The organism is Balneola sp. EhC07 (assembly GCF_001650905.1).
Taxonomy (GTDB): Bacteria; Bacteroidota; Rhodothermia; order Balneolales; family Balneolaceae; genus Balneola.
Window position 1 is genome coordinate 50,077 of record NZ_LXYG01000014.1, and the last position, 26,619, is coordinate 76,695.

Genomic DNA, 26,619 nt, shown 5'->3' on the forward strand with positions numbered 1-26,619 from the left:
GATTTACATATGCCTTTTTTATTAATCCTCTAGCCTTATCGTAGATCACTATTCATTGTACTCATTTCTAAGAAACAGAATGTCTTCCTCTTCTCCAATAAAAGCGAGTTCATCATTAACCTGAATAATGGTGTCACCATGAGGTATTTTAGTTTTTCCGTTTCGATTGATAATTGCGATCAAGCATTCGCCCGGTAGATCTATTTCCTTAATCTGCTTACCTGCCATGGGGTTATCAGCTGTAATAGTGAGTTTGATGAACCGGTCGTCTCGTAATAGAATTTCCCTTATTTCATCTTCATTTTTGGCTTTTTTCCATCTTTTTATAAATCTATTATCGTCAAATATTTCAGCTAAATGTGCGAGAATCCGTAAATGTTGACGGGGTTTTTCAGATGAACTAATCAGAAAGATTATAGCACGAAGATTACCAATTTCGTTTTGTTTATTCTTGCTCAATGATTCAAAGCCATCCGATTTTAAAAATACTGAGTCTGGAATGCGTGCTAATATAATTTCAGAAGAAATATCTCCTTTTAGTTTAATATGATTGAAAGCGATAGATGGAGCGAACGGAATAGTGTCTATATCCTGACTTTCCCAAAATAAGTCGAATATTTGTTTTTCATCCATATTAAAAGAAGTCGCAAAATTTCCGGAAGCCTTTTTAATAATATCTCTGTAGCTGATTTCAGAATCTGATATGTCCAACACAACGGATCTGCTTATTATTCTTTCATAAGGATCTTCTTTTCGCAATCCTTTTTCACGTAATATGCCTTTCATTTCGCGCTCTAATCCGTAGTCTTTTCTTCGACCCAACCGTTCATGAATGTGAAAAATAGCACCATGTCGTTTTATCTTGTCAGAAGCGTAAAAGAAGTACCAGATTAACGCAAAAAATGAAACGGCCAGAGTGAATAATATTGACAGGAAACCCATTTCGAGAATCAGAACAATGGATAATATTATTCCTAAAATTTGAACCCAGGGATACCAAGGAGAATTAAAGCCCGGATCATACCCTTCGATTCTACTTTCTCTCATGACAATCACACATAAATTAAGTAATGCAAAAAGTAATAACTGGAAAGCACTTGCAAGCTTTGCTACTTCAGCTACATTGAATGAGACCAGGAAAAGTATCATCAAAAAAACAGTAGCAACAATAGCCCAAAAAGGAGTGCCGGTTTTACCAATTTTCGAAAACCTTTTGGTGATCAAGTGATCTCTGGCCATGGCAAGCGGATATCGGGAAGCAGACATGATTCCTGCATTTCCTGTTGATGCAAAAGCTGCAACCGCTGCAACAACAACCAAAAGTAAACCTAGGTCATTTGGTAGCCAGTCCATAAATACTTTACCGGCTGAAGCCACAGGGGTTAAGTCTTCGCGAAATGCTGAAGGCTCTAACAAAGCTACCATGATATATACACCGGCTACATATACAATAATTGCAGTAATTATAGACAAAAACATACCGTAAGGAATATTTCTATCCGGGTTTTTAACCTCTTCAGCAATGCTGGCTACTTTTGTAAGTCCTGCATAGGAAACAAAAACCATACCCACTGTAGCAAAAAAACCTTCAGCTCCATTTGTAAAAAAGGGCGTAAATTGTTGATTAGTAACTTCAAAAAAATCAAGCGAAAGAACAGCAAATACACCCTGTGTTATATAGAAAATCATAATTGAAATTAATGTAGCAACTAGGATTTTTTGGAGTGTTGTTGTTTCTTTTGCCCCAACTACATTTAGTACACCAAAAACTAGAGTCAGAATTATAGCAACGGGCACAATTGAAATGTCAAAATAAATGGCCAGGTATGCACCCATCCCAATTAAAGCGAAGGCACTTTTTAATACCAATGCAAGCCATGAACCATAACCTCCGATAGTTCCAATAATAGGCCCCAAACTTCGATCAATGATGTAATATGTACCTCCGGCTTTGGGCATAGCTGTAGCTAATTCTGCTACGCTGAACATAGTGGGAAGTACGATAAGTCCCGAAATAAAATAGGCCAGGAATACAGAGGGGCCGGTTTCAGCTGCTGCAAGGCCGGGTAAAAGAAAGAAGCCGGAGCTAAACATTGCACCTGTGGCGATAGCATATACATCCCAAAGTCCGAGTTCTTTTTTTAATTTTTTATATTTCATTTGATGTTTATTGCTGGGTTAAATTATTTCTGTGAATTTTTTCCATTATTGGAAAGAAGATTTTCTAAGTCGAAGAGACACCATACTTTATATCCGATATGTAAAACAAAAGCGATATATACTACCGCTAATATCATTTGTGCTTTAAAAGTTAAAATTGGTTTTGAACTCAAAAAGGTGATGATCAAATATTCTAGAATGGATGCAATTACAGTTGCCAGTAAAAGCTTTAAAAGTAATGTGATAACATTTTTGATATATGGTTTCATGATAAACCTCTGCCATGAAGCGTTAGACTTTAAATAGTGATCGAATACAGTTAGCCCTTGAAATAAGTATGGCTTAAAGCGCTACTATTTTTAACGGAAAAATAGTCTAATCAAGTAGTTGAAATTATTTTGGAGTGGATGGAAACTTGTGATGATTCCAAAATAAAAAGCGTCGTAAGTTGAATAAAGGGGAGGAGTTTTTATGTATCATAGCTAGAGGCTGTTAATTGTTAATTGCAGTTTAGCTAAATAGAAGGGGACGTTTCAAAATGACGCTTAACCATTTAAAGAATTATCATGAAACACCCTTTAATTAGTACTTTGAAATATAGTTTTTTTAAGATCTATAATTGTTAAAAAGTGTAAAACAGATTTATCTAAATAGTATTCCAAATCTATAAGTACAACAAAAAAGGCTCCATTGTTTTACAACGGAGCCTTTTAATTTAATCAAGTCTTAGTGGCGGATGACCATCCTCCTAGACTGTTTTTACTAAGATTGTTTAATCCATTTAGCAAAATCACCAAAGGATGCTTTTTTCCCGTACATCAAAATACCAACACGGTATATTTTTGCACTCACCCACATTACTCCAAAGAAGCTTACAACCAGCAATGCCAAACTTGCTCCTATCTGCCAAATAGGAACGTCTGTTGTAGCTATTCTGGTAATCATATTTATTGGTGAGGTCAATGGAAACATGGAAGCTACAACGGCTAATGTTGAATCCGGGTCAACCATAATTCGGGTATTTAGAATATAAGCTCCCATCAATGGGATCATCAAAATAGGCATAAATTGCTGAGTATCCTGTTCTGAATCCACTGCAGAACCTACAGCTGCAAAAATAGAAGCATACATGAAAAAGCCCAGTACAAAGAATAGAAAGAAGTACACAAAGATCATTGGATCAATTGACAACACTTCCAGTGAAGCGGGATCAAAACCGGCTTCAGCTGCCACTTGCTCAATATCCTGAGTGTCTGCCATTTCAGAAATCTGATCCTGCATCAATGCACCGGCGATAGGCACTGCTGCCATCGAAATGCCGATATACATCACAGCCCAAATGGTGAATTGAGTAAACCCAAGTAGACATACACCCGCAACTTTTCCAATCAACAGTTCTATAGGCTTCAGTGATGAAGTTATAACTTCCACAATTCGATTGGTTTTCTCTTCAATAACGCTACGCATTAAAACGGCGCCATATCCAAACAGTCCAATAAAGATCAGCAAGCCGAGTACAAACCCAACGCCTGACATAAATCCGGCTTTGTCGTCTTCAGACTCTCCTTCAGCAGTAAGCTTCTGAGAGTCTATATTTGGTCGTCGAGCAAAGAGCTCTTTTACTTCATCTGAAACGTTAGCTCTGGAAAGCCGTTCTTCCTGAATTACTTCTCGAACGTCACTTCTTACACTTCCGGTAAAAGCTAACCCGCCGCTTTCTTTATATATTAATTGGGCATTTTCATTGGTTTCGATATGCTTTTCTTCCAGAAGAAGATAAGCGTCCAGATCTTGGCGAAGAACCATCGCCTTTACAGTATCTATCGGTAGATCAGAAACATTTGAATATCGAACACTATCAAGAGCGATCAGATTTTCTACTAATACACCTGTCTGATCGTAAACACCAACACTTTTATCAGTTTCGGTTTCACTAGTCATAATCCATGCTAAAAATCCAAAAAATGCGATAAGCACAATCGGAGTTAATACAGTGGAAAGAATAAATGACTTTGATTTAGCTCGGGTAAGGTATTCTCGCTTGAGTACTAAAAATATTTTTGAAAAATCCATTATTGAGCCTCCTCTAATCGTTGAGCTTTTAGATTATCTTCACCTACCGTTGAGATGAAGATCTCATTAAGAGAGGGTTCAATGCGTTCAAATTTATGAATTTCAGCGTGTTCCATAGCCAGTTTTAAAATGTCCTGCATGTTTTGTCCGTTTAAGACTCTGATCTCAGCAAAATTAGTAGAACGGTTATTCAGACGAACACCTTCCAGTTTGTCTAAGAAAGATCCATCGCCATCAAATTCCAGATTGATAGTGTTTTTACCGAAAGATGCTTTTACTTCACGAAGCTTCCCTTGAAGAACGGCTTTTCCTTTATTAAAAAGGCAAATATCATCGCACATTTGTTCAACTTGTTCCATTCTGTGCGTTGAGAATAATATGGTTTTACCATTATTCTTGAGTTCAATGATAATGTCTTTCAACATGTCGCTGTTGATGGGATCCAGGCCACTGAACGGTTCATCAAAAATATAAATGTCAGGATCATGAGCAATAGTAGCGATGAACTGAATTTTTTGTGACATCCCTTTGGATAACTCACCAACTTCTTTTTTAGTCCAGTCAGAAGCATCAAAACGATCCAACCAATAATGAATGGCTTCTTTGGCCTCTTTGGTTTTCATCCCTTTAAGCTGGGTGAGATACAAAAGCTGTTCTCCAACCTTCATTTTCTTGTACAACCCGCGCTCTTCCGGCATATATCCGATCATCTTTTGAGTAAGAGGACTTGCTATCTGACCATTAATAGTAATGGAACCTTCATCAGGTCCAAGAATATTATTGATCATCCGAATGGTAGTTGTTTTACCGGCTCCGTTTGGTCCAAGTAACCCAAAAATACGCCCTTTTTCTACATCGAAACTGACATCATCAACCGCTTTGTTTTTGCCAAACGATTTCCTGATGTTTTCAACATGAATTATCGTCATTATCCCTAAATTTAAATTTTAACCTTATGTAAATCTTAGTGTGGTAATTCTTGATTACCTTGCGCTCAAAGATTCTTGTTTTGTTAGTCGCAAGCAAGTACGCATTTATTACAAATCAGTTTCAGAAAAATGAACATTATTCATATTAGTGCAGAATGCTACCCAATTGCAAAAGTCGGAGGACTGGCTGATGTTGTTGGTTCACTACCAAAGTATTTAAATGAGGAAGGGGAGTGTGCGGAAGTGGTCATGCCGAAATATGAAAATAATTGGGTATCAGATCATGAGTTTGAAGAAATTTATTCCGGCTCTTTTAACTATTGGGGAGAAGTAACTGAATTTTCAATAGAGCGTTTGAAGGATAATGAATTCGGTGTTCCGATCTATATGATCAGCATTCCGGGAAGATTCGATCGACCGGGAATTTATATTGATCCCTGGAGCAGCAAACCTTATTGGGATGAAAAAGAACGGTTCGTAAGTTTTCAGATCGCTGCACTTGAGTGGATATCAAACAGATCAGAGAAACCCGATATTATTCATTGTCATGATCATCATACCGGATTGATCCCATTTATGACTTCTCAGTGTAATCGATACAGAGAACTATCCCAGATACCAACTGTAATTACCGTTCATAATGCGGAGTATCAGGGTAGATTTGATAAGGAGAGCTATAAATTATTACCAGCCTTTAGTTTTGATAATGTTGGCTTGCTGGAATGGGACGGAGCCATGAACTCATTGGCGGCAGGACTAAAAACAGCCTGGCAGATCACGACCGTTTCCAAAAATTATATGACTGAATTGAGAACAGAAAGCAAAGGATTGGAAGATCTGTTTAAAAATGAAGCCGCAAAATCCATAGGTATTATAAATGGAATCGACACCGAAGTTTGGGATCCGGCCAAGGATGAGTTGCTTGCTCATAATTTTTCTTTCCGAAACCGAAAATCCGGTAAAGCAAAAAATAAGAAAGTGCTTTGTGATGAGTTTGGTATCAATCCGGATCTCCCGACCATAGCATTTATCGGCAGGTTGGTAAGAGAAAAAGGAGCGGATCTTCTTCCCGATCTGATCGCTCATTTCATGGAAAAAAAGAAGGAAGTAAATTTTGTATTATTAGGAACAGGCGATCCCCAACTCCATGATATTTTCGAAAGGATGTCGAGCGACCATGTTGGATTTTTTGATGCTACTTTGGAATACAACGAGAAGCTGGCTCATCAAATATATGCAGGTTCAGATTTTATTCTGATGCCGTCCAGAGTGGAGCCTTGTGGACTGAATCAGATGTTTGCCATGCGTTACGGAACTATTCCGATAGTAAGAGCTACCGGAGGGCTAAAAGATTCTGTGAAGGACATTAGTGAGCAAGACGGATACGGAATTTGCTTTGACGAGTTTAATCTGGAAAATGCAGAGTATGGAATTAATCGGGCTATTGATTTATTCGAAAATCAGAGCTTATTTAATCAGGTAAGATCAAAGGTCATGAAACTGGATTTTTCATGGAACAGATCTGCTAAAGAATACATTGATGTTTATAGAAAACTAATCAAGAAGGTAGGTTGATGAAAAGTTCAGTAATGGCAGTAATTTTAGGTGGTGGACGGGGAACGCGTTTATTTCCACTAACGGATCAGCGTTCTAAACCGGCCGTTCCAATTGGAGGTAAATATCGATTGGTTGATATTCCGATCTCAAATTGTTTGAATTCTGATATCAGAAGAATTTATGTGCTCACACAATTTAATTCAGCCTCACTGAATCGTCACATCAAAAATACATACAACTTTGATGTATTCAGTAGTGGTTTCGTAGATATTCTTGCGGCAGAGCAAACGGCTTCCAATCCTGATTGGTTTCAGGGAACCGCAGATGCGGTCCGGCAATCTCTTCACCACATGACCAATCATGACCATGAGCATGTTCTGATATTATCCGGTGATCAGTTATATCAAATGGATTATCGTAAACTGCTCCAAAGGCATAAAGAGAATAATTCTGATCTAACAATCGCCACAATTCCGGTGAATGCTGAAGACGCGACAGGTTTCGGTATCATGAAAACCAATAAAGAGGGATTGATAGACAGTTTTATAGAAAAGCCGGATGCGGATGTTTTGGGAGAATGGAAATCGGATGTACCGGATCAATACAAAAAGCAGAACAAAGAGTATTTAGCGTCGATGGGGATCTATATCTTTAACAAAGATACGCTGAAGCGATTATTTGATGAGAACCCGGATGCTACCGATTTTGGAAAAGAAATTATACCAAAAGCGCTCAAAGAAGGATTGCGAGTAAGTAGTTATGAATTCGGAGGGTATTGGACAGATATCGGAACAATTAAATCTTTTTTCGATGCCAATTTATCCCTAGCAGATACGGTTCCTGAATTTAATTTATACGACAACGAAAATTTCATTTATACCCGTGCTCGTTTACTTCCCGCATCAAAACTGATGGGAACAACTTTGGAACATGCACTCATGGCTGAGGGTTGTATCATTGAAGCGAGCCGTATCGTTCGATCTGTGATCGGTATTCGTTCCAGAATAGGGAAAGGAACCACCATCGAAAATTCCATTATTATGGGTAACGATTATTTTCAGGATAAGGCAACTATCGAAGCTGCTTCAGCTGATCGACCTGTCTTTGGAATAGGACAACGTTGCTATCTCAGTAACTGTATAGTGGATAAAAATGCGTGTATCGGAAATGACGTGCGAATTGTTGGCGGAGATCATTTGGAAGAAGGAGACCATGAAAATTACAGCGTTAAAGACGGAGTTGTGATTATCAGAAAAGGGGAATTCATTGCCGACAGAACAGTTATTTAAAACAAGAATATCCAACAAGGAACATTTTGTCATTTCGACCATAGGGAGAAATCTATATCAATCAGAAGTGCATATAAAATTTTTAGATGTCTCATATTCATTCGACATGACAAAAACGGTTGTTCTGATTAAAATGAAATAAAGTCATCTCGAGCCGAAAGCCCGAAATATAGATACTTTAAATACTAAGATTTACATCAACAGATCTTGAGATATAAACTGACGATAGAATATAATGGAGCCGGTTTTTCCGGATGGCAAATTCAACCGGATGCCCGAACGGTGGAAGGAGAACTGGAGAAAGCATTTTCAAAGATCCTGCAACGGGATATAGATTTGATCGGGCAGGGAAGAACTGACGCCGGTGTTCATGCCAGAGGTCAGGTTGCACATGTTGATATAGAAAATGTAGCTGATGTTCAAAAACTGATTTTTGGAGTGAATGGTTTGGCAGGGAAAGAAATCTATATCAAAACTATAGAGGAAGTTCACAGTGATTTCCATGCCCGTTTTGATGCAACTTCCAGAGAATACGCATACACTATTCTTAAAGATTCCTCTCCATTACAGGAGCATTTGGGATGGTCGCAGAACGGAGATTTAGACAGCACAAAATTACATGAATGCGCAGCTTTGCTAAACGGGGAGTTCGATTTCTCCGGATTCTCGAAATTCAACGAAGAAAATTTTACTACGCTTTGTACAATTCAGAAATCAACATTCGAAGAGTTTGATGATAAATGGGTATATCGAATCAGTGCCAACCGTTTTTTGCGTAATATGGTAAGGCGTATTACGGGCACTATAGTAGAGGTTGCCAAAGGGAAATTAACGGTTTCAGAGTTTTCTGAACTGTTGGAAAACCCGGATGCGGATGTGAAATCATTCACGGCTCCTGCAAAAGCATTGGTGCTCGAAAAAGTTTTTTACTAAAAACCGAAATTAGTATTGATAGTCACCCCATAATCTCTTTATATTTGTCGCCCCTTCAAGGGAACATTCCTCGGTAGCTCAGGGGCAGAGCAAGCGACTGTTAATCGCTGGGTCGTAGGTTCAAATCCTACCCGGGGAGCACTTAAAAAGCTCTAATACTTTGATAAATAAAGTGTTAGAGCTTTTTTTATTTAGTGCTGTGTAACAATAGTGAAACTTTTCTTGTTTTATTAATTCCATTCTAACAAATAATCATCATCTATTTTCGCATCAGAAATGTTAAAAGTATATAGAACTGATTTGTGATTTGTTTCTTTTTCGGAAAAAATGAAAGCATCTTTTACTTCAAAGCCTGAAAATTTTTTCAATTTTATATTCTTAGGTTTGCATTTAGAGGGGAATTCAATTTGTATCTGAAACTGTTTAAAATTATTATTGAATTTAAAATGCCAATATTCTTCAGCGTCTAAGAAAGTATTCTTTAATTTATAGTTGGTTTGAATTTTGAATTCCTGTCCTTTAATCAAATTATTCATATAAACATCATATTTGATGTATGACATACTACCATCTTTTTGGTTGTATATTTTGCTAGAATTTGAAGAGCTTATATTAAAATCATGAATTTCTCCGCTTGCCTTGATGGTATCTGAAATTATACCAGAATAATTTTTTAAAACTGAAAAGTTATGAATCGAGCTTACCTCAGCAGCTGAGCCATTACAATCATTTAATTTAAGATGAAAAGTTCCACTGGTACCGAGTATTGCTTCGGTATGTGATTCAATATTTTGGATAGCTTTTTGAAAATTATCTAAAATCGTTTCTTTGAGAATTATATTTTCTTCTCTGGATCTATCCTTTGGTACTTGTATTGTTTTTTCATAGTCTTTCAGCCTAATCTGAATAAATTCTTTAGAATAGCTACTTTTAAATCTCTGAAAAAAAAATACAAATAAACTTATCAGGAATGATACTAATGCTATGATTATTTCAAATCTCATATTCTTTCCTTAATAAAAGTTAGTATGATTGAAATAAAATATGTTGACAATCCTAACCATGCTGAATAAACTAATTTTTCACTTTCAAGACTAAAACTAAGGTGATTACATGTATACCAGGTTATAGTTGCGATTATCAGTACCACGTAAGCGAATGAAATAAAATTCGAATCTCTTTTATTTGTAACAATTGTATTCCTTGGTATTGATTTTTTATCAAGTTCAATCTGTTTTGGTTCTAGCAATGGGAATAATAATCCAAGTGCGCTTGTAGAAAGAGTTGGTCCGATAAAGTGTACAGTATCGGCTCCGAATAAAAATCTGAAACCGATACCAATCATTACAATGAGTGACGGAAAGAAAATTGTTATAATTCTATGTATTGACAAAGAAGTTATTTTTAATGAAGAAAAAACAAAATTTTACTTATAAACACAATTTATACTGCAAGGCTATGAATTCCTTTCCAAGAAGTGAGTATTCCCTTGAACTCTGAGTAGGGTATGAGCTTTTGTAAGTGTGCCTTTTCCGTACCGGTTGTTGATCTGATCAATGGCTTTGAATCTCTCCAGTTCGCGGGCTTCTTCTGAAAAGAACAGATTGAGCTGATCTGTTTTGTCAATCTCTTTAGTGCCAATGATAATATTCCGGATCTCCATGTTTGCTCTGCATGCTCCCTCAATTGCAGGAAGTATTCTACTCATACAAGATTCAAACACAAACTTATCAATATTGGTGTATCCGTCTATTCCAAACTTGAATCCCACTCCCGGCTGATCAGTACTGTTGAAGCCAAACATTCCGGTAAAAGAATTCGCTTTAATTCCATAAGCCCGCAGCCTGTAGCACACATGTTCTACTGCAATCGCAAACTCTCCTTTTATACGTTCTACATCACAAGAACCTTCAGAAAACGTGTGACCATAACTGACACCCCATTTAGGTACATAGTTGTCATTTTCATCCAATACCCTTGCTTGATCTTGTCCGGTAATGGTTTGATATAACATCTTCCCAAAGTTAGCTCCAAAGAGTCTCATAAAAGTTTTATCAGTTCCTCTATCAACTACATCTCCAATCGTTCGGAAACCTTCAGCTAAAATGTGTTCGTATCTTCTTCCACCTACTCCCCACACTTCATCCACATCTAAAGGATAGATAAAGGCTCGTTCATCTTCTCCGGTAATGATAGAAGTAATTCCTTTGGGTTTATCTAAGCTGCTGGATAGTTTAGCGTAGGTTTTAGAACGTGCAACTCCTATTGAGCCATACAGATTAGTGGCTTCAAAGATCTTGCCCTGTATACTTTGTGCAAACGCTCTGATCTTGGACTCCGGCTTGCCAACCAAGAAAGAGATATCCATGAAGTACTCGTCCATAGAGTAACGCTCCACGGTATCTGAGAACTGTTGGAATACATAATGAACCTGAGTAGATATCGCTTTATAGGTATCGTAATCTACCTGAAGCATACAAACATAAGGGCACAAATTATACGCTTCAAAAGCGCTCATCCCTGTTTTGATTCCAAAAGAACGAGCTTCATAGGAAGAAGTAGCTACAATTCCTTTTACTTGCCCATTGTCCTTTCTCCATCCACCAATAATTAGAGGTAAGCCATACATTCTGTTTCTGAGTTGTTCTACCTGAGCATAGAAACAAGCAAAGTCAAAGTGGAGATATAACCGTTCCTTCTTTCCCCGGTGTTGATGCTCAGGATAAACCGTGTTGTACAGCGTGATTCTGTGTACATCATTCTCTGGTTGGTAAGAAAAGGTCTTTTTGGTGGACATAAATTTTACTTACATATTGATATGTATAAAATATGTGTATAGTTTAAAACGACCAAATAGAATTGGTCATGAATAAATATCCACTCATAGAAATATTAGTCTTTTTTTGCAGGCATAGCAGGCTTGATAAGCCCTCCTGGAGAAAAGAGTATACGTACCAATTAAAGAGAGTGAGATCTTGCCACAGTAAAGTTATCGGTGGCATTAAAAAGTCCTACTACAGCATTGAAACAAAGAACGGAAAGATCTTTGATTTAGAATTCGATCAAGAAGAACTGTTGTGGTCTTTAGTACAAAATGATACCCAAAATAACGTGGTCATTGACCGGGTATTAGTACATATGAAAAGACACAAGCACCAACCTTCTGATGCTCATAGAATGACCCCTATCCGTTTTGAAGTGTTTCCAAAAGAACTGATAGAAAGAACTACTCCCATAGAGTTTGCACTAATTGAAAGATTACGTCCTTACCGCTTTAAAAGAAGTAAACATGGTTCTATTCAGGTAAGTCAGATTGAGACGAATCATTTGGAGAATACTATGATCACCAAGCACCTTAATTATTTAGTGGAAGATACCGAGCAACGTTTCTATCATTTAGTCTATACCTTAGATCAGTTAGACTGGAGATTCATGCAAGAAGTGGATCGAGAATTTTTATTTGTACGATGAACTAACAAACAGAATAATGAGTAAAGAGCAAAATCTTACCTTTCGAGACTTGCTTTTAGTATTGGTCTCAGAAATTGAAACGATTAAAAGGCTTTTCTATCAACAGGAAAAATATAAAGCCCTCATACATAGGTTATCTCAATACAATATTCATGAAAGGAGTCCGCTCCCTTCACAAAAGGAATTACTTGAAATTTTGGATTTGAATAGATCAAAACTCATGGGTTTGATGCAAGACCTATATGATGAATTCAGAACAGAAATATCACATTGGTATCCTATAAAAAAGACGGATGTGCATATTGCCGGAAAACAAAGAAACGGAGACTTTTTCCAAGTTGCCCCGGACGAAATAAAGCATATTCCTTCCGAAGGTGATCACATCAGTGTACCCTTTATTCGCAATGAGTATGGGAATGGAGGGTATTTTCAGGTAAAAATGGTAAAACATACGATTGAGGAAAACACCCATTCGATTGTAGTGTTTGTTGATGAAGACTTCAGCTTAGATGATCTTTAACCAACATTCTTATTCATCGAACTTGCACCAAATAGAGTAGAAGGCTCTAATAGTTCAGGACCATTATTCCTTGAATTACTGACTTTATCAGATGCTATATAGGTTTCCATGTCATCTACCGGATAGGGCTTCAACATATCTAACAAATATTCAGCAGAATGCTCAGGGTTTAGCCAATCTTCAAATTCACTTGGATGTAAAAAAGCAGGCATTCGATCATGTGCTTTTTCTACCATTGAATTAGGATCAGTAGTTATAATTGAAAAAGAACTCATTCCATCATTTGGGCTCACCTTAGAATAAATACCTGCTGCACCCCAAAAGTTTGTACTCTTTGGATAGAAGTAATGGGCAGATTTACTTCCCTTCGCCCCGGTAAATTCATAGAATCCATTCATAGGAACAATGCATCGGATCTGTTTCTCTTTAAAGTCTTTCCCCCACATTTTACTGTCTAAAATACGGTCGTCTCTTGTATTAAAGGTAGAATACTTGTAGTTCGGCTTACCATCCTTAGGCAACCATTTCATGTACCACCAGTACATAGAATCCAGTACTCTTTTGCCTTCATCATTTACTCTACAAACAGGCATCACAGATGTAGGTGCTACATTGTAGTTAGCAAATTCAAGCTCACCTTGCTTTCCGGGAGCTCGGTAATCCCCTCTATCCACAATGGCTAAAAATTCATCTATTTCTAACCGCTTTTTATATGAAAGATGATATCGTCCGCACATAATTACAAATGTTTTTAGGTTATAGAAAGGTATAAAATTTATAAAAATCTCAACAGGTTTTGACGCGAAAGTCAACTTTTATAACGAGGTCGGTCTTCAATAACTACTCCATGGTCCAAACTTTTTTCTTGAAAAGATATATAACTAGATGTAGCGCCGGAAATTCTATTGTAAATTTTCTCACTTAGATTTTCAGGTTTTATAACCTTTACCTTCTCCCCAAAAGATAATATTAAAGTTTCTAATTCATAATTTGGTATAACTTGAATCTCAACGATCAGGTATTCCTCTACCCATTGGGTTTTTTGGGTTGGATGAAGGGGTTTTGTAATAATATAAGGAGCCTGTTCCTTAGTGAATTCCAAAACTATCTTTTCAACTTTTCCCTCAGAAGGTCGGGTTACTCCAATGATATCGAAAAAGTGTTCATTCCAATCAATTTTAGATAGGCGATAGTCTCCCTGAATTTGTTCAATTTTTTGTATACGATCTAAAGCTAAGTTCCAAGTTGGTATTTCTAACTCTTTATTCAATCCAAATACAAACCAACGGTTATTATATTGCTTCAGGAAATGTGGGTGAAAGGTGAGTTCGAAACTCTCTTCAGATTTAAAATCTTTGTATTCTACTTTTAAAACTAATTCATTCACAATAGCATCGTATAAATTTCTTAAATGTTCTAGGCCAATTAGATCGATATTAGACTCAAGACCAATGACTTCTTTAGATTGTTGTTTGAGTCCCAATCTATCTTGAATTACAGGTATTAATTCTTGAACCCATTCAAATTGTGGTGCTCCGGAAAACCTAGACAGTACAGAAATGGCAGAATCTATCTGACTTTTTTCATCTTCATTTAGCGGTTGATTTGAAATAGAGAAGTCTTTTTCAGCGTATCGGTAATACACCTTTCTTCCGTCTTTGTGCCTTTCTAATGGAATTGACCAGCCCTGATCACTTTCCATAAACTTAATATCATCATATAGCTGACGACGTTTTATTTCTGACTCTTTACCATTATACTCTTCGAGCGCTTTGTTGATTTCATTTAGTAAATCTTGCCAGTAAAAATTTCGCCCGGTATTACTAAAGCAACGATCCAAAACTTGATAACGAAGTAAGGCATTTTTGTTAATAGACATAAGAAGAATTTAACTGTGCAGATTGAGTGCATAGTATAGTTATATTTTTGAATCGAATTAAAAATTTCAGATATGAAAAGAGAATTAACCAAGATTTATAACTATTTAAGAGAAGTAAAGTCGAGTGGACTAGACAGCTTATTTGACTCCGAATTAGAATGGCGAATTGTATATTTGTTCTTGAGACGCTACAAAGCTTTGATGAATGAATTTACTTTAGTTGACTTTGGTTTTAAAGTCGAAAAATATTTATCAGTAAATTCGAATGATCTAGATCCTTATAATGATTTATTTGAGCCTTTTTTCTCGTTTCTAAAAGAAAAGAATCCTAAGACTTTAAAGTCAATTGATTTACAAGCTTATATAAAAAAGGATTTGTATCAGTTAGCAGAAAGTGAAGTAATTCAGTTTGAAAATAAACTTAAAGAGTTTGAGGTCAATGATTTTTCTATAAAATCATTTTCAGTAGAAGAGTTTGATGAATTTTTCATTTCTGTTATAGAATTAACAAAATCAAGAGATCGACATTCGTATTGGGAAAGATCTATCCCTAAAGAACTCTCTAAAATTATAAACAAAACAATAGCTGACACAAAGGTTGAGCTTTATGTTGGTGACCATACTGGGCAAATAGCATTTGATGGGAAAGAGGATAACAGCAAGAAAATAATATCAGGTGATGATGATACAATTCTATGGTATTATTTGAGGGTTATTCTTTCCGGAAATGTAAGTCTTGAATTCAAAATTTCAGAGTTTTCTGCACTTTTGAATGAAGAAGCTGACTTCAAATTTGTTTACCCACCTATTGGTAAAATTGATCTTACTAAATTGATTGGTAGGGATAAACCAAATTCAGGGAGAATGGTAGATTTTGAACTATTTTATGCAAACCAAGCAATCGATACTTCTAAAAGCAAAAGTAGGATATTGCTGTTAATGCCAATACATACATTATATAGCAATACAAAAGATTTTAAGGCATTCAGGAAAAAGGTCATTGATAATAAGTATTTGAAGACTGTTATTTTGTTTCCTCAAGGTACTTTTAGTCCAGGGTCTTCTATTAGCTATTGCCTATTAGAGTTAGATACAAACAAAGAGAACCAAAATATAGTATTTATAAATGGACCAGAGATAGAGCCATATATCACCCCAAGTCAAACTGATAAGTATCAAAACTTCTTTAATGAAATAGGATCAAATTGGATCGATAAATTTGGATTCTATCCCTACGTAACAAATGCTTCAATAAATGAAATAAAGCATAATAATTACTCATTAGCATTTTCCTACTATATTAATGCTTCTAAAAATGAGGTAATAAATACAAGAAACAGGGATGAAGAACTTGTTTCTTTGACTGATGTACTTGATGAGATAAAAACAGACTTAGTTAATGTAGTTAATGAGCCATTTATCGGAATGTCTCAGTTAGGTACTAATAGCACGGATTACAAACTCTCTGATAGCCAGCTACCTAAATATTCAGGTAAAGAAAAACTTAGACCATTAAATCGGTCAGCCGTATTACTTGGAACAATTATTGGAAGTATTAAACCTTCAATATTTAAATACACAGGGCAAACTGTTTATACAAAATCAAATGTCAAAGTGTATGAAATACCTGAACTATTTGATGTGGACTATCTAATGTTGGAGTTGAGGTCTGAATTTGTTTCTAAACAGTTTCTAAAAATTCAAAGTGGTACAACTATACCGAGTATTAGAACATCAGAACTAAAAAATATCTATTTGAGACTGCCGCCTCTTGAAACACAAAAAGAGATTGTACGTGAGTCGTACCAAGAGTTTGCTCAAGAAAAGTTAGAAGAGATAAAAAGTCTTAATAAAGATCTGGAATATATTGAGAAAGATGTGTTTTCATCTTTTGCTCATGATTTTGGAAAAATATTAGCTAATGCCCGAGCATCCATAGAAGTAATTGAGGGATATATTCAAGAATTAGCAAAAAGAAACATCATTTCTATGCAGGATTCTATCTTTTTTGATGAAAAACCAACCGATGGGGAACGAGTTATTGATTTATTAAAAATCATGATTCAGAACCATGATCGTATCCAGGAGTCCCTACAGGAAGAAGTTAAATTCTTTACCTCAAGTAAAGTTGACCAAGTTGAAGAAATAGAATTGATTCCGATTATTTTAGATTGGAGTAGTAGACAGGTTCAAAAAAATTATAAAATATTTTTTCATGATGCCTTAGGGCTAAACTTTATCGAGCATAGTGGAAGATTACCATTATATAAAATAGAAGGTAATAAAGAGTATCTACTATCAGTATTAAATAATTTTCTTGATAACGCCATAGAACATGGATTTAAAAAAGGATCATCCGATAATCAATTTATTATAATATTAGATGGTATTACTAATAGAGAAAGAGGAATCCTTAAAGTTCATGTAGGTAATAATGGACTCCCTTTCCCTTCGGATTTTACCTGTGAAGATTTCTTTAAGTTGAATCACAAAGGACCTCAAAGTTCAGGCCAAGGAAAAGGAGGAAATAGTATTAAAAGAAAACTAAATAAAATGGGGGCTTCTATCGATTGTAGTTCAAGTATATTAGATAAAAAGACTTTTCCAGTTCAATTTGAAATTAAATTTAAAGCAGTAGAAATAGAATGAATAGACCTATAAAAATACTCTTTCTAGATGACGAAGTTGATGATTTACTACCAGATATAACCTTAGTAGCTAAGCAAAACCGTGTCATTATAAAAAAAGCGATCAGTAACTTTGAAGAAGGGAATAAATATATAAGAAAACATTACAAAGACATTGATGCAATAATTTTAGATGGCTTTTTTCACGTAAAACAGGATTCATCGGATAAAAAAGATATAAGAGCTTTAAAGGAAACTGTAGACGAATTAACTAAGCTTCTTTATAGGGAAAAAATTAGAATTCCCTTTTGTGTTCTTACCGGATACTTGGAAGATCTTAGTAAAGATTCATTACTATCTAATATTAAAGTCTTTAAAAAGGGTGGTTCATTTAAAGAGATGTTCGATTACCTAAAAAAGCAGGTAGCCAACAACGAAGATTATCAGATAAAAAGTGAGTACAATGAAATTTTTGAGCTTTTTGATAAGGGATTATTACCTGATGACAAAGAAGAAGACCTAGTTGAAATTCTGAAAAAAGTAAATAGTAAGGCAAAGTATAATGACGATGCTGCTTTCACACCAATCCGAAAAATGTATGAAGCAATGGTCAATGAAATGCATGATCAAGCTTACAACAGAAATAAAAATCAAGATATAGTACCGGCAGGGCTATATGATAGAGCAGATAAATTGAGCATCAGTTGGTCTTGGTTTTATTTGTCAGGTTACGATGTAAAGCAAGGAAACGAGGTTGTTATAAATGCTCGTAGTGAAGCAGTTTGGCCATCTCATATTGCAAACTTGTCGAAAATGATGATTGAGATTACACAAGAAGGTTCGCATGATTATCCAGAAGATGTCCATCACTATGCATATAAAAGTACAGTATTTGCTCTGCTAGAATTATTACTTTGGTATAAAGAATTCATGCAAAACTATTCATAACCCATGCCCATAAAAAAATCAGATCTTTACGCCTCCATTTGGAAATCCTGTGACGAACTTCGTGGAGGAATGGATGCTTCGCAGTACAAGGATTATGTGCTCTCTATTCTCTTTATAAAATATGTGTCTGATAAGTATGCTGATGCCGGAGAATATGCTCCTATTGTAATCCCGGATGGTTCCTCTTTTCAAGATATGATAAAGTTGAAGGGACAAGTGGATATTGGAGATCAAATCAATAAAAAGATCATAGCTCCTTTGGCAGAAGCGAATGACTTGCGTGGGGTGATTGACCAAACGGATTTCAATGATGATGAAAAGCTGGGCTCCGGCAAAGAAAAAGTAAACCGCCTCAGTAATCTGATTGGAATTTTTCAGGATGCAAATCTGGATTTTGGTGGAAACAACGCCGGGGACGATGACCTGCTTGGTGACGCTTACGAATATCTGATGCGCAATTTTGCTACCGAGTCTGGTAAGAGCAAAGGACAGTTTTATACACCGGCAGAGGTATCCCGGATATTAGCGAATGTTATTGGAGTGGAAAAAGCAGACAATCCGTCTTTAACCGCTTATGATCCTACGGCGGGATCAGGTTCGCTGATTCTTAAAGTTGCCGATGAAGCACCTGTTGATATTACTATTTACGGGCAAGAAATGGATGTAGCCACGACCGCACTTGCAAAGATGAATATGGTACTGCATAATCGTCCTGAGGCCGTTCATGACATTATGAGAGGCAATACTTTAGCCGATCCGAAATTCTCAGAGAATGGTGAGTTGAAACGCTTTGACTATGTAGTAGCCAATCCGCCTTTTTCTTATAAATCATGGACCAACGGACTCGATCCTAAAAACGATCTATACAATCGATTTGAAGGCTTTGGAATTCCGCCAACTAAGAACGGCGATTATGCTTTTTTGCTCCATATTGTAAAGTCGTTGAAAAATACCGGAACAGCGGCTGTTATTCTTCCCCATGGAGTTTTGTTCAGAGGAAATGCTGAAGGAAAGATCAGACAGAACTTGATTGAAAGAGGATATATAAAAGGGATTATTGGCTTACCTGCCAACCTGTTTTATGGAACGGGTATTCCCGCTTGTATTTTGGTGCTGGATAAAGAACAATCCGGCTCTCGTGATGGAATTTTTATGATTGATGGAAGTGAAGGCTATATCAAGGACGGAAATAAAAACCGACTTCGGGAACGGGATATTCACAAAATAGTGGATGTGTTCCGGGAGCAGAAAGCCGAGGGTGGGTTTTCACGCTTTGTGCCCAATGATGAAATCCAAAAGAACGAGTTCAACCTGAATATCCCACGCTATATTGATAACAGCACCGAAGAAGATATTCAGGATATTGAAGGACATTTGAAAGGCGGGATTCCGATGCGGGATGTGGAAGGTATGAACCAATTTTGGGACGTATATCCTGGATTGAAAGACGAATTGTTTTCCCCACTTCGGGAAGGTTACCTGAAATTGAAAACAGAAAAGGATGTCATCAACGAAGTGATTTTCAGCTATCCGGCATTTGTGAGCTACAGCAAGGAATTGGCTAAACTCTTTACTGAATGGAAGCAGGCACATTACGATTCTATGAAGTCCATTGATGAAGACGTTCGCCCTAAAGCGCTTATAGCAGAAATTGCTGAAGACCTGCTAAAACGCTACCGGGATAAAGCATTGATCGATCCATACGATATTTACCAGCACCTGATGAATTACTGGTCTGAAACCATGCGCGATGACGTGTATATAATTGTTGAAGATGGATGGACTGCCACGCTGGAGCCTGTTCGCAACAGTAAGGGGAATATCAAAAAGGGAGAATTTACCTGCGAGCTAATTCCTAAAGAATTGGTGATTAACCGCTACTTTCCAAAAGAACACCAAGAGATTGAACAACTAAAGCAGCAGCAGGAAGAGGCGGCTCAGGTTCAGGAAGAGTTAGAGCAGGAACATGCGGTAGAAGGTGGATTGCTGGAAGAAGCGCTCAGCGACGCCGGCAACGTGACGAAAGGAGAACTCACCAAACGCATGAAGGAAATTAAAGGCGATGAAGATTTTTCAGATGAATTTGAGGTGATGAAAAGCTACAAAACCGCCTACGATAACGAACGCAAAGCCAAGAGTTCAGTTAAAAAGGCGGAGAAAGAATTAGACAAGCAGGTAATAGACAAATACAAAGAACTCACCGAAGATGAAGTGCAAACTTTGGTAGTAGATGACAAGTGGCTGCCCACCATTAAATTCCACATCGATGGCGAAGTAGATGCCATTTCTCGAAGCCTTACCCAGCGGGTGAACGAGTTGGCCGGGCGGTACGACAAAGCCGTTGTGGAAATTGATAAAGAAGCGGATGAGCTGGAAACCCGTGTTCAGTCTCACCTGGAAGCGATGGGGGTTGTATAGAATTGATGACCGAAGAGAAGAAGGATTATAGACAAACCGAGATTGGGTTGATTCCAGAGGATTGGGAAGTTGAAACAGTGGGTGAAGCATTTGAAATAAAAAACAATTTAAGATTACCCATTAGTAGAAATGTCCGAAAGTCAATGCAGGGAAAATATCCTTACTATGGGCCAACAGGAATCCAAGATTACATTGATGAATATAGGGTTGAAGGTAAACATGCTTTAATAGGTGAAGATGGTGACCACTTTCTCAAATGGGATAGTATGTCAATGACACTTTTGGTGGAGGGGAAGTTTAATGTTAATAACCATGCTCATATCGTTAAGGGTGTAAAAAATTTAACCGAGTGGTTTTATTACTTCTTTGGTCATCGAGATCTTACATCTCATCTGAAGAGGCAAGGAGCAGGACGTTATAAATTAAATAAGAGTACTTTAATAGAGTTGCCTTGTGCTGTTCCGCCACTTACCGAACAGGAAGCCATAACCAATGCCCTCAGCGATGTGGACGACCTGATCCGCTCCTTAGACCTGCTCATACAAAAGAAAGAAGCCATCAAAAAAGGCTCCATGCAGCTGCTCCTTACCGGCAAAACACGCCTGCCCGGGTTTGATGGGGAGTGGGAGGTGAAGACGTTAGAGGATGTTCTAAATTATGAGCAACCTCCAAAGTATATTGTGAAAGCTGATATTGAAGATCAAGAGGTTGGTGTGCCTGTTCTTACGGCTAATAAATCCTTTATTTTGGGTTATACAACTGAAACTTTCGGGGTTTATACTGATACACCTGTTGTAGTCTTTGATGATTTTACAACCCTATCAAAATATGTCGATTTTAATTTCAAGATAAAGTCTTCTGCTATTAAACTATTAAAACCAAAGTCATCTGCAGTTAACTTGAGGTTTATATATGAATTGATACAGATTTTGAAGTTTTCTACAGGTGATCATAAGCGATATTATATTTCAGAATACCAGCACATTGAAATTGAGCTACCTCCAAAGGGAGAGCAAGATGCAATAGTAGAAATCTTGTCCGACATGGACCTGGAACTCCAAACTCTCCGCCAAAAGCGGGAAAAGTACAAGCAGGTTAAACAGGGAATGATGCAGGAATTGCTAACCGGAAAGACGAGGTTGGTATGAACATTTGGCGACTTAACATTAAAACAGACTCGGTTGATATTAATCCAAGACAGTTTTGTTTTAATCAAAGCATTATGGGGTTAGGTTGGTCAGTGGAATCAAAATCCAAGCATTTAGAATGGGATGAATATTATGAAAAGGCACATAAGAATTATAAAGAAGAAAGGAATGATAAAGGCTGGTGGCGAGCTTTAAATGCCATTAAAAATCGGGTTAAAATTAATGATTTGTGCTGGTCTAGGGATTTAAATGGAATTTACTATCTAGGAAGGATCACAGGAGAATGGCAATATATTAATGAGGAAATAAACCGAAAGGCAGATATAGTAAATGTTAGACCTATTGAATGGGTAAGAGTAGGGGAAAATGATTCAGTACCAGGTACTATCGTAAATAGATTCATAAGAGGCGGTACGCTAGAAAAGGTGAATGGTGCAACTACTTGTGAATTTTCTAAGTTTTTATATAATCAGCTTACTGATGATGAATTTTACGAATTCAAACATATAGAAGCGGATTTCTTTTCCTTAATACATTCAGATGATTGTGAAGATATTATAGGATTACTTCTTCAAGATATGGGATACCAACTTATTCCAAGTTCGTGCAAGAAAAGCACAGTGAACTATGAATTTGTTTTGAAGCATAAAAAAGATGGGCATAAAGCAGTTGCTCAAGTTAAAAAGGGGAAAGAAGATTTAATTATTGAGAATTATAAAAATCTTGACTGTAAGGTATATTTATTTACAACTAAAGGGCGATATATAGGCAAGTCTTTATCGAATGTATTTATAATCGATATTGAAAAAGTAGAAAGGTTTATTCGGAGTAACTGGAAAGTTTTACCTGATAAAGTCCAAACTTGGATAAATATTAGAGAATCATTGAATTAAAACACGAAATATAAATGACCGACATTGGCCAAATAGAACGCAGCTCCCAGAATCGAATCGTACAACTATTCAGAGACCAATTAGGTTACGAATATCTCGGTGACTTTCAGGATCGCTCAGGGAACGCCAATGTTGAGGAAGAATATCTGAGACCGTTTTTAAAGCAACAAGGTCATTCCCAAGCTAAAATTGATAAAGCATGCTTTGAGCTAAATAAAGCTACGGTTATACAAACCGAAGATTTATACGACAGTAATAAAGAGGTCTATAACTTACTTCGGTATGGAGTAGATGTACGAGAACAACAAGGAGAGCATAAAGAAACGGTAAAACTGATAGATTGGGAACATCAGGAGAACAATCATTTTGCCATTGCCGAGGAAGTAACGGTAGAGGGCAAAAACACCAAAAGACCGGATATTGTACTTTATATCAATGGAATTGCCGTTGGCGTGATTGAATTAAAGCGTTCAAAAGTATCTATTGCAGAAGGAATTCGGCAAAATCTGGACAATCAATCAGAGAATTTTATCAAGCCTTTCTTCAACACCATGCAGTTGATAATGGCAGGCAACGATTCCGAGGGTCTCCGTTACGGTACTACCAAAACACCGGAGAAATACTATCTGAAATGGAAAGAGCCTTTTGACGGTGAAGCAGATTATGTGCTCGACAAGCATATCCTTCAGCTGTGCAACAAAGAACGCTTGCTGGAACTGATCCATGATTTTATCCTGTTTGATGGTGGTACTAAAATTATTTCTCGTCCCCATCAATATTTCGGAGTAAAAGCCAGTCGGGAAAATATTCGAAAGCGGGAAGATGGAATTATCTGGCACACTCAGGGAAGTGGTAAAAGCTTAACCATGGTTTGGTTGGCGCAATGGATTCGTGAGCAGGTGGAAGATTCAAGAGTGGTGGTAATCACGGATCGTACCGAATTGGACAAGCAAATTACTCGGGTATTTAATGATGCGGAAGAGCCCATGATCAGAGCAAAAAGTGGTTCCGATTTGCTGGATAAACTGAACAGCCATGAGTATCCGCTTATATCATCATTAGTACATAAGTTTGGTGGAGGAGAAGACGGAGATGTGGATCAGTTTCTAAACGATATTCAAAAACATCTTCCGGCAAATTTTAAAGCGAAGGGAGATATCTATGTATTTGTGGATGAATGTCATCGTACACAATCCGGGAAACTCCACCGGGCAATGAAAGCCATTCTTCCCGATGCTATGTTCATTGGTTTTACCGGAACGCCTTTGTTAAAGCGAGATAAGAAAACAAGTCTGGAAGTCTTTGGTCCATATATCCACACGTACAAGTTTGATGAAGCGGTGGAAGATAAAGTAGTGCTAGATTTGAGATACGAAGCCAGAGATATCGATCAAAGAATAACCGATCAGGACAGTATTGACGAGTGGTTTGATGCCGAGACGCGCGGACTCAACGATTACGCAAAAATGCAGCTCAAAAAACGCTGGGGTACGCTCAGGCAAGTATTGAGCTCAAAAGAACGACTGGCGAAAGTAACACAAGATATTTTTAAGGATTTCAGAGTACGACCAAGGTTAAAATCCGGCGAAGGGAACGCTATGTTAGTGGCATCATCAGTGTTAGAAGCGTGTAAGTATTATGAGCTGTTCCAACAAACCGACTTGAAAGATCATTGTGCGGTTGTTACTTCCTTTGAGCCGAATATCAATGACATCAAAGGAGAAGAAACCGGCGAAGGTGAAACCGAGGAGCAACTAAAGTATCGGATTTACATGGATATGCTGGGCGGAATGAAAACCGAAGAGTTTGAAGAGGCTGTCAAAAAACAATTTATCGAAGAGCCGGCGCGAATGAAGCTACTAATAGTGGTGGAGAAACTGCTAACGGGTTTTGATGCTCCACCGGCTTCCTATCTGTATATCGATAAATCCATGCAGGATCATGGTTTGTTTCAGGCAATTTGTCGTGTAAACCGATTAGACGATGACAGCAAGGAATACGGATACATCATTGACTACAAAGATTTGTTCAAAAGTCTGGAAGAATCCATCGAAGCTTATACAAGCGGTGCTTTTGAAGGCTATGACAAAGATGATGTAGAAGGATTATTAAAAGACCGCTATAAACAAGCAAAAGAACATCTTGACGATACACTGGATCAGGTTGAGGCGTTGTGTGAGCCTGTTCATCCACAAACTCAGAAAACTTTTTATGAATTCTTTGGGTGTGATTTTGAGGGTAAAACGGATGAAGAGATTAAAGAGGACGAAGAAAAAAGAATTAAACTCTACAAGATAGTTTCCAGTTTAGTAAGAGCGTATGCTGATATCGCCAATGAAATGAGCCGGGCAGGATACACCGATCGGCAAGCTGCTCGCATCAAACAAAGAGTGAAGTTTTTCTCAGACCTGAAAGAAGAAATAAAACTAGCCAGCGGAGATTACATTGACTTGAAGATGTATGAACCCGGTATGCGTAATCTCATTGACATGTATATTGATGCAGATCATAGCAAGAAAGTGAGTAAACTGGATGATTTCACCTTGGTAGACCTTATTGTGAATGAAGGTTTGGAAGGAGTAGATGAGGCTACCGGAGGAGAAAGTAAAAAAAATCCGGAAGGTGTATCAGAGAAGATTGAGAATAATATGAGGAAAGTAATTATTCAGGAGCGACCGGGAAATCCGAAATACTATGACCGAATGTCGGCTTTGCTTCAAGATCTGATTGAACAGAGAAAGCAGGAAGCAATAGCTTATGCCAAGTATCTTGAAAAACTTGCTGAACTAGCCCGAAAAGTTAAAAGAGTGGATGGCCAGGAAGCGTACCCGACTTCAATTAATACAGATGGAAAAAAAGCTATTTATGACACTCTTGATGGTGATCTGGAACTTTCTGTTACGGTAGATGAAACCGTTAAATATAATAGTAAAGACGGCTGGAGAAGTAATTCAATTAAAGAGCGTCAACTTCAAGGAGCGCTTTATAAGGTGCTTCCTGAAAATATTGAGTTAGATATGGTGATGGATGTAATACGGAATCAAGATGAATACTAGAAACTATCAGTTCACAGTATCCGATATTCTTGTAGATGTAGTTCAAAAAGATATTGGGAATATGCATCTGGCGGTTTATCCACCAACGGGCAGAGTGCGAGTGTCTTCTCCATTGACTTATAGCAAAGAAAACATACGCTTATTTGTAGTATCGAAATTGACTTGGATCAAGAAGCATATCCGCGCTATGAAAAATCAGGTTCGGGAGCCGAGAAGAGAATTTATTCAAGGAGAAAGTCACTGGGTAGAAGGAAAGCGATACCTGCTGAATATCATTGAAAAGGATGAAAAGCCCTGCGTCCATATTCGAAATAAGCAATATCTGGATTTGCAGATTCGCCCGGGAACAGAACGAGATAAGCGGGAAGAGATAATCCAGGAATGGTACCGGGAAAGACTTAAACGCAAAATACCTGAGCTAATTGCAAAGTGGGAAAATCGCTTAAAAGTTGAAATTAGTGATTGGGGTATAAAACTGATGAAAACAAAGTGGGGTTCTTGCACGGTTGAAAACAAAAGAATCTGGATTAACCTTGAATTAGCTAAAAAGGAGTATGAACTGCTGGACTATGTAGTACTCCATGAAATGGCTCACTTGATTGAGAGAACACACAATGACCGATTTAAAGCAGTACTGGATAATCATATGCCATCATGGAAAGGTAAAAGAGAGCTATTAAATGAGGTTGTGTATTAGCTTTTAACTCACCTTATCTTA

Annotated in this window: 20 protein-coding genes and 1 tRNA gene; 13 read left to right on the plus strand and 8 right to left on the minus strand. The window is 37.3% G+C overall.

Going from position 1 to position 26,619, the window contains the following annotated elements; all coding sequences use genetic code 11:
* Positions 1-48: 48 nt before the first annotated feature.
* The 4 genes from A8B79_RS05560 to A8B79_RS05575 all read right to left on the minus strand — a co-directional run bounded on the left by A8B79_RS05560 (position 49) and on the right by A8B79_RS05575 (position 5,162).
* Positions 49-2,160: an amino acid permease gene (locus A8B79_RS05560; protein WP_066219202.1), complete on the minus strand. Its 2,112-nt coding sequence runs from the start codon at positions 2,158-2,160 to the stop codon at positions 49-51.
* 23 nt (positions 2,161-2,183) lie between these two features.
* Positions 2,184-2,429, minus strand: coding sequence for a hypothetical protein (locus A8B79_RS05565; RefSeq protein WP_066219204.1), 246 nt, complete (start codon positions 2,427-2,429; stop codon positions 2,184-2,186).
* A 493-nt stretch (positions 2,430-2,922) separates the two neighbouring features.
* Positions 2,923-4,233 (minus strand): ABC transporter permease, encoded by a 1,311-nt coding sequence (locus A8B79_RS05570; protein WP_066219207.1) that lies wholly within the window; start codon positions 4,231-4,233, stop codon positions 2,923-2,925.
* On the minus strand, positions 4,233-5,162 hold the full coding sequence (locus A8B79_RS05575; RefSeq protein ID WP_082894073.1) for an ABC transporter ATP-binding protein: 930 nt from the start codon (positions 5,160-5,162) through the stop codon (positions 4,233-4,235). The genes A8B79_RS05570 and A8B79_RS05575 overlap by 1 nt, the downstream gene beginning before the upstream one ends.
* Before the next feature lie 129 nt (positions 5,163-5,291).
* On the opposite strand from A8B79_RS05575, the gene A8B79_RS05580 reads away from it, so the two are divergent.
* The 4 genes from A8B79_RS05580 (at position 5,292) to A8B79_RS05595 (ending at position 9,080) form a co-directional block, all read left to right on the plus strand.
* On the plus strand, positions 5,292-6,737 hold the full coding sequence (locus A8B79_RS05580) for a glycogen synthase (RefSeq protein ID WP_066219211.1): 1,446 nt from the start codon (positions 5,292-5,294) through the stop codon (positions 6,735-6,737).
* Positions 6,737-8,008, plus strand: coding sequence for a glucose-1-phosphate adenylyltransferase (locus A8B79_RS05585; protein WP_066219216.1), 1,272 nt, complete (start codon positions 6,737-6,739; stop codon positions 8,006-8,008). The genes A8B79_RS05580 and A8B79_RS05585 overlap by 1 nt, the downstream gene beginning before the upstream one ends.
* A gap of 207 nt (positions 8,009-8,215) precedes the next feature.
* Positions 8,216-8,941 carry a tRNA pseudouridine(38-40) synthase TruA gene (gene truA, locus A8B79_RS05590; protein ID WP_235603593.1) on the plus strand — a complete coding sequence of 242 codons (726 nt, stop codon included), beginning with the start codon at positions 8,216-8,218 and terminating at the stop codon, positions 8,939-8,941.
* Between the two features lie 67 nt (positions 8,942-9,008).
* Positions 9,009-9,080, plus strand: a tRNA-Asn gene (locus tag A8B79_RS05595).
* A 91-nt stretch (positions 9,081-9,171) separates the two neighbouring features.
* Here A8B79_RS05595 and A8B79_RS05600 read toward each other — a convergent pair.
* Both A8B79_RS05600 and A8B79_RS05610 read right to left on the minus strand, forming a co-directional pair.
* On the minus strand, positions 9,172-9,945 hold the full coding sequence (locus tag A8B79_RS05600) for a hypothetical protein (protein ID WP_066219220.1): 774 nt from the start codon (positions 9,943-9,945) through the stop codon (positions 9,172-9,174).
* A gap of 452 nt (positions 9,946-10,397) precedes the next feature.
* On the minus strand, positions 10,398-11,738 hold the full coding sequence (locus A8B79_RS05610; RefSeq protein ID WP_066219229.1) for a Y-family DNA polymerase: 1,341 nt from the start codon (positions 11,736-11,738) through the stop codon (positions 10,398-10,400).
* 68 nt (positions 11,739-11,806) lie between these two features.
* Here A8B79_RS05610 and A8B79_RS05615 point away from each other — a divergent pair, with 68 nt between their 5' ends.
* Positions 11,807-12,412 (plus strand): hypothetical protein, encoded by a 606-nt coding sequence (locus tag A8B79_RS05615; protein ID WP_153038361.1) that lies wholly within the window; start codon positions 11,807-11,809, stop codon positions 12,410-12,412.
* A 16-nt stretch (positions 12,413-12,428) separates the two neighbouring features.
* Entirely contained in the window at positions 12,429-12,932 is a 504-nt protein-coding gene (locus A8B79_RS05620; protein WP_066219236.1) for a hypothetical protein, read from the plus strand.
* On the opposite strand, the gene A8B79_RS05625 is transcribed toward A8B79_RS05620, so the two are convergent.
* Both A8B79_RS05625 and A8B79_RS05630 read right to left on the minus strand, forming a co-directional pair.
* On the minus strand, positions 12,929-13,669 hold the full coding sequence (locus A8B79_RS05625) for an SOS response-associated peptidase (RefSeq protein ID WP_066219239.1): 741 nt from the start codon (positions 13,667-13,669) through the stop codon (positions 12,929-12,931). The genes A8B79_RS05620 and A8B79_RS05625 overlap by 4 nt on opposite strands.
* 71 nt (positions 13,670-13,740) lie before the next feature.
* Positions 13,741-14,811, minus strand: a complete 1,071-nt coding sequence (locus A8B79_RS05630; RefSeq protein ID WP_066219242.1) for a helix-turn-helix transcriptional regulator — start codon at positions 14,809-14,811, stop codon at positions 13,741-13,743.
* Between the two features lie 72 nt (positions 14,812-14,883).
* On the opposite strand from A8B79_RS05630, the gene A8B79_RS05635 reads away from it, so the two are divergent.
* The 7 genes from A8B79_RS05635 to A8B79_RS05665 are packed head-to-tail and all read left to right on the plus strand — an operon-like array spanning position 14,884 to position 26,598.
* On the plus strand, positions 14,884-17,460 hold the full coding sequence (locus A8B79_RS05635) for an N-6 DNA methylase (protein ID WP_066219245.1): 2,577 nt from the start codon (positions 14,884-14,886) through the stop codon (positions 17,458-17,460).
* Positions 17,457-18,386: a hypothetical protein gene (locus A8B79_RS05640; RefSeq protein ID WP_066219248.1), complete on the plus strand. Its 930-nt coding sequence runs from the start codon at positions 17,457-17,459 to the stop codon at positions 18,384-18,386. The genes A8B79_RS05635 and A8B79_RS05640 overlap by 4 nt, the downstream gene beginning before the upstream one ends.
* Before the next feature lie 3 nt (positions 18,387-18,389).
* On the plus strand, positions 18,390-20,804 hold the full coding sequence (locus A8B79_RS05645; protein ID WP_066219251.1) for a type I restriction-modification system subunit M: 2,415 nt from the start codon (positions 18,390-18,392) through the stop codon (positions 20,802-20,804).
* A 5-nt stretch (positions 20,805-20,809) separates the two neighbouring features.
* On the plus strand, positions 20,810-21,952 hold the full coding sequence (locus tag A8B79_RS05650) for a restriction endonuclease subunit S (RefSeq protein WP_076782528.1): 1,143 nt from the start codon (positions 20,810-20,812) through the stop codon (positions 21,950-21,952).
* Complete coding sequence (locus tag A8B79_RS05655) at positions 21,949-22,845, plus strand: hypothetical protein (protein WP_066219253.1); 897 nt, start codon at positions 21,949-21,951, stop codon at positions 22,843-22,845. The genes A8B79_RS05650 and A8B79_RS05655 overlap by 4 nt, the downstream gene beginning before the upstream one ends.
* 14 nt (positions 22,846-22,859) lie before the next feature.
* Positions 22,860-25,901 carry a type I restriction endonuclease subunit R gene (locus A8B79_RS05660; protein ID WP_066219256.1) on the plus strand — a complete coding sequence of 1,014 codons (3,042 nt, stop codon included), beginning with the start codon at positions 22,860-22,862 and terminating at the stop codon, positions 25,899-25,901.
* Complete coding sequence (locus A8B79_RS05665) at positions 25,891-26,598, plus strand: M48 family metallopeptidase (RefSeq protein ID WP_066219259.1); 708 nt, start codon at positions 25,891-25,893, stop codon at positions 26,596-26,598. The genes A8B79_RS05660 and A8B79_RS05665 overlap by 11 nt, the downstream gene beginning before the upstream one ends.
* The last annotated feature ends 21 nt before the right edge of the window (positions 26,599-26,619 follow it).

Bases quoted from the DNA above. Each gene is read 5' to 3' on its own strand.
- A8B79_RS05560 (WP_066219202.1), bottom strand. From the start codon at position 2,160: ATGAAATATAAAAAATTAAAAAAAGAACTCGGACTTTGGGATGTATAT.
- A8B79_RS05565 (WP_066219204.1), bottom strand. From the start codon at position 2,429: ATGAAACCATATATCAAAAATGTTATCACATTACTTTTAAAGCTTTTA.
- A8B79_RS05570 (WP_066219207.1), bottom strand. From the start codon at position 4,233: ATGGATTTTTCAAAAATATTTTTAGTACTCAAGCGAGAATACCTTACC.
- A8B79_RS05575 (WP_082894073.1), bottom strand. From the start codon at position 5,162: ATGACGATAATTCATGTTGAAAACATCAGGAAATCGTTTGGCAAAAAC.
- A8B79_RS05580 (WP_066219211.1), top strand. From the start codon at position 5,292: ATGAACATTATTCATATTAGTGCAGAATGCTACCCAATTGCAAAAGTC.
- A8B79_RS05585 (WP_066219216.1), top strand. From the start codon at position 6,737: ATGAAAAGTTCAGTAATGGCAGTAATTTTAGGTGGTGGACGGGGAACG.
- A8B79_RS05600 (WP_066219220.1), bottom strand. From the start codon at position 9,945: ATGAGATTTGAAATAATCATAGCATTAGTATCATTCCTGATAAGTTTA.
- A8B79_RS05610 (WP_066219229.1), bottom strand. From the start codon at position 11,738: ATGTCCACCAAAAAGACCTTTTCTTACCAACCAGAGAATGATGTACAC.
- A8B79_RS05615 (WP_153038361.1), top strand. From the start codon at position 11,807: ATGAATAAATATCCACTCATAGAAATATTAGTCTTTTTTTGCAGGCAT.
- A8B79_RS05620 (WP_066219236.1), top strand. From the start codon at position 12,429: ATGAGTAAAGAGCAAAATCTTACCTTTCGAGACTTGCTTTTAGTATTG.
- A8B79_RS05625 (WP_066219239.1), bottom strand. From the start codon at position 13,669: ATGTGCGGACGATATCATCTTTCATATAAAAAGCGGTTAGAAATAGAT.
- A8B79_RS05630 (WP_066219242.1), bottom strand. From the start codon at position 14,811: ATGTCTATTAACAAAAATGCCTTACTTCGTTATCAAGTTTTGGATCGT.
- A8B79_RS05635 (WP_066219245.1), top strand. From the start codon at position 14,884: ATGAAAAGAGAATTAACCAAGATTTATAACTATTTAAGAGAAGTAAAG.
- A8B79_RS05640 (WP_066219248.1), top strand. From the start codon at position 17,457: ATGAATAGACCTATAAAAATACTCTTTCTAGATGACGAAGTTGATGAT.
- A8B79_RS05645 (WP_066219251.1), top strand. From the start codon at position 18,390: ATGCCCATAAAAAAATCAGATCTTTACGCCTCCATTTGGAAATCCTGT.
- A8B79_RS05650 (WP_076782528.1), top strand. From the start codon at position 20,810: ATGACCGAAGAGAAGAAGGATTATAGACAAACCGAGATTGGGTTGATT.
- A8B79_RS05655 (WP_066219253.1), top strand. From the start codon at position 21,949: ATGAACATTTGGCGACTTAACATTAAAACAGACTCGGTTGATATTAAT.
- A8B79_RS05660 (WP_066219256.1), top strand. From the start codon at position 22,860: ATGACCGACATTGGCCAAATAGAACGCAGCTCCCAGAATCGAATCGTA.
- A8B79_RS05665 (WP_066219259.1), top strand. From the start codon at position 25,891: ATGAATACTAGAAACTATCAGTTCACAGTATCCGATATTCTTGTAGAT.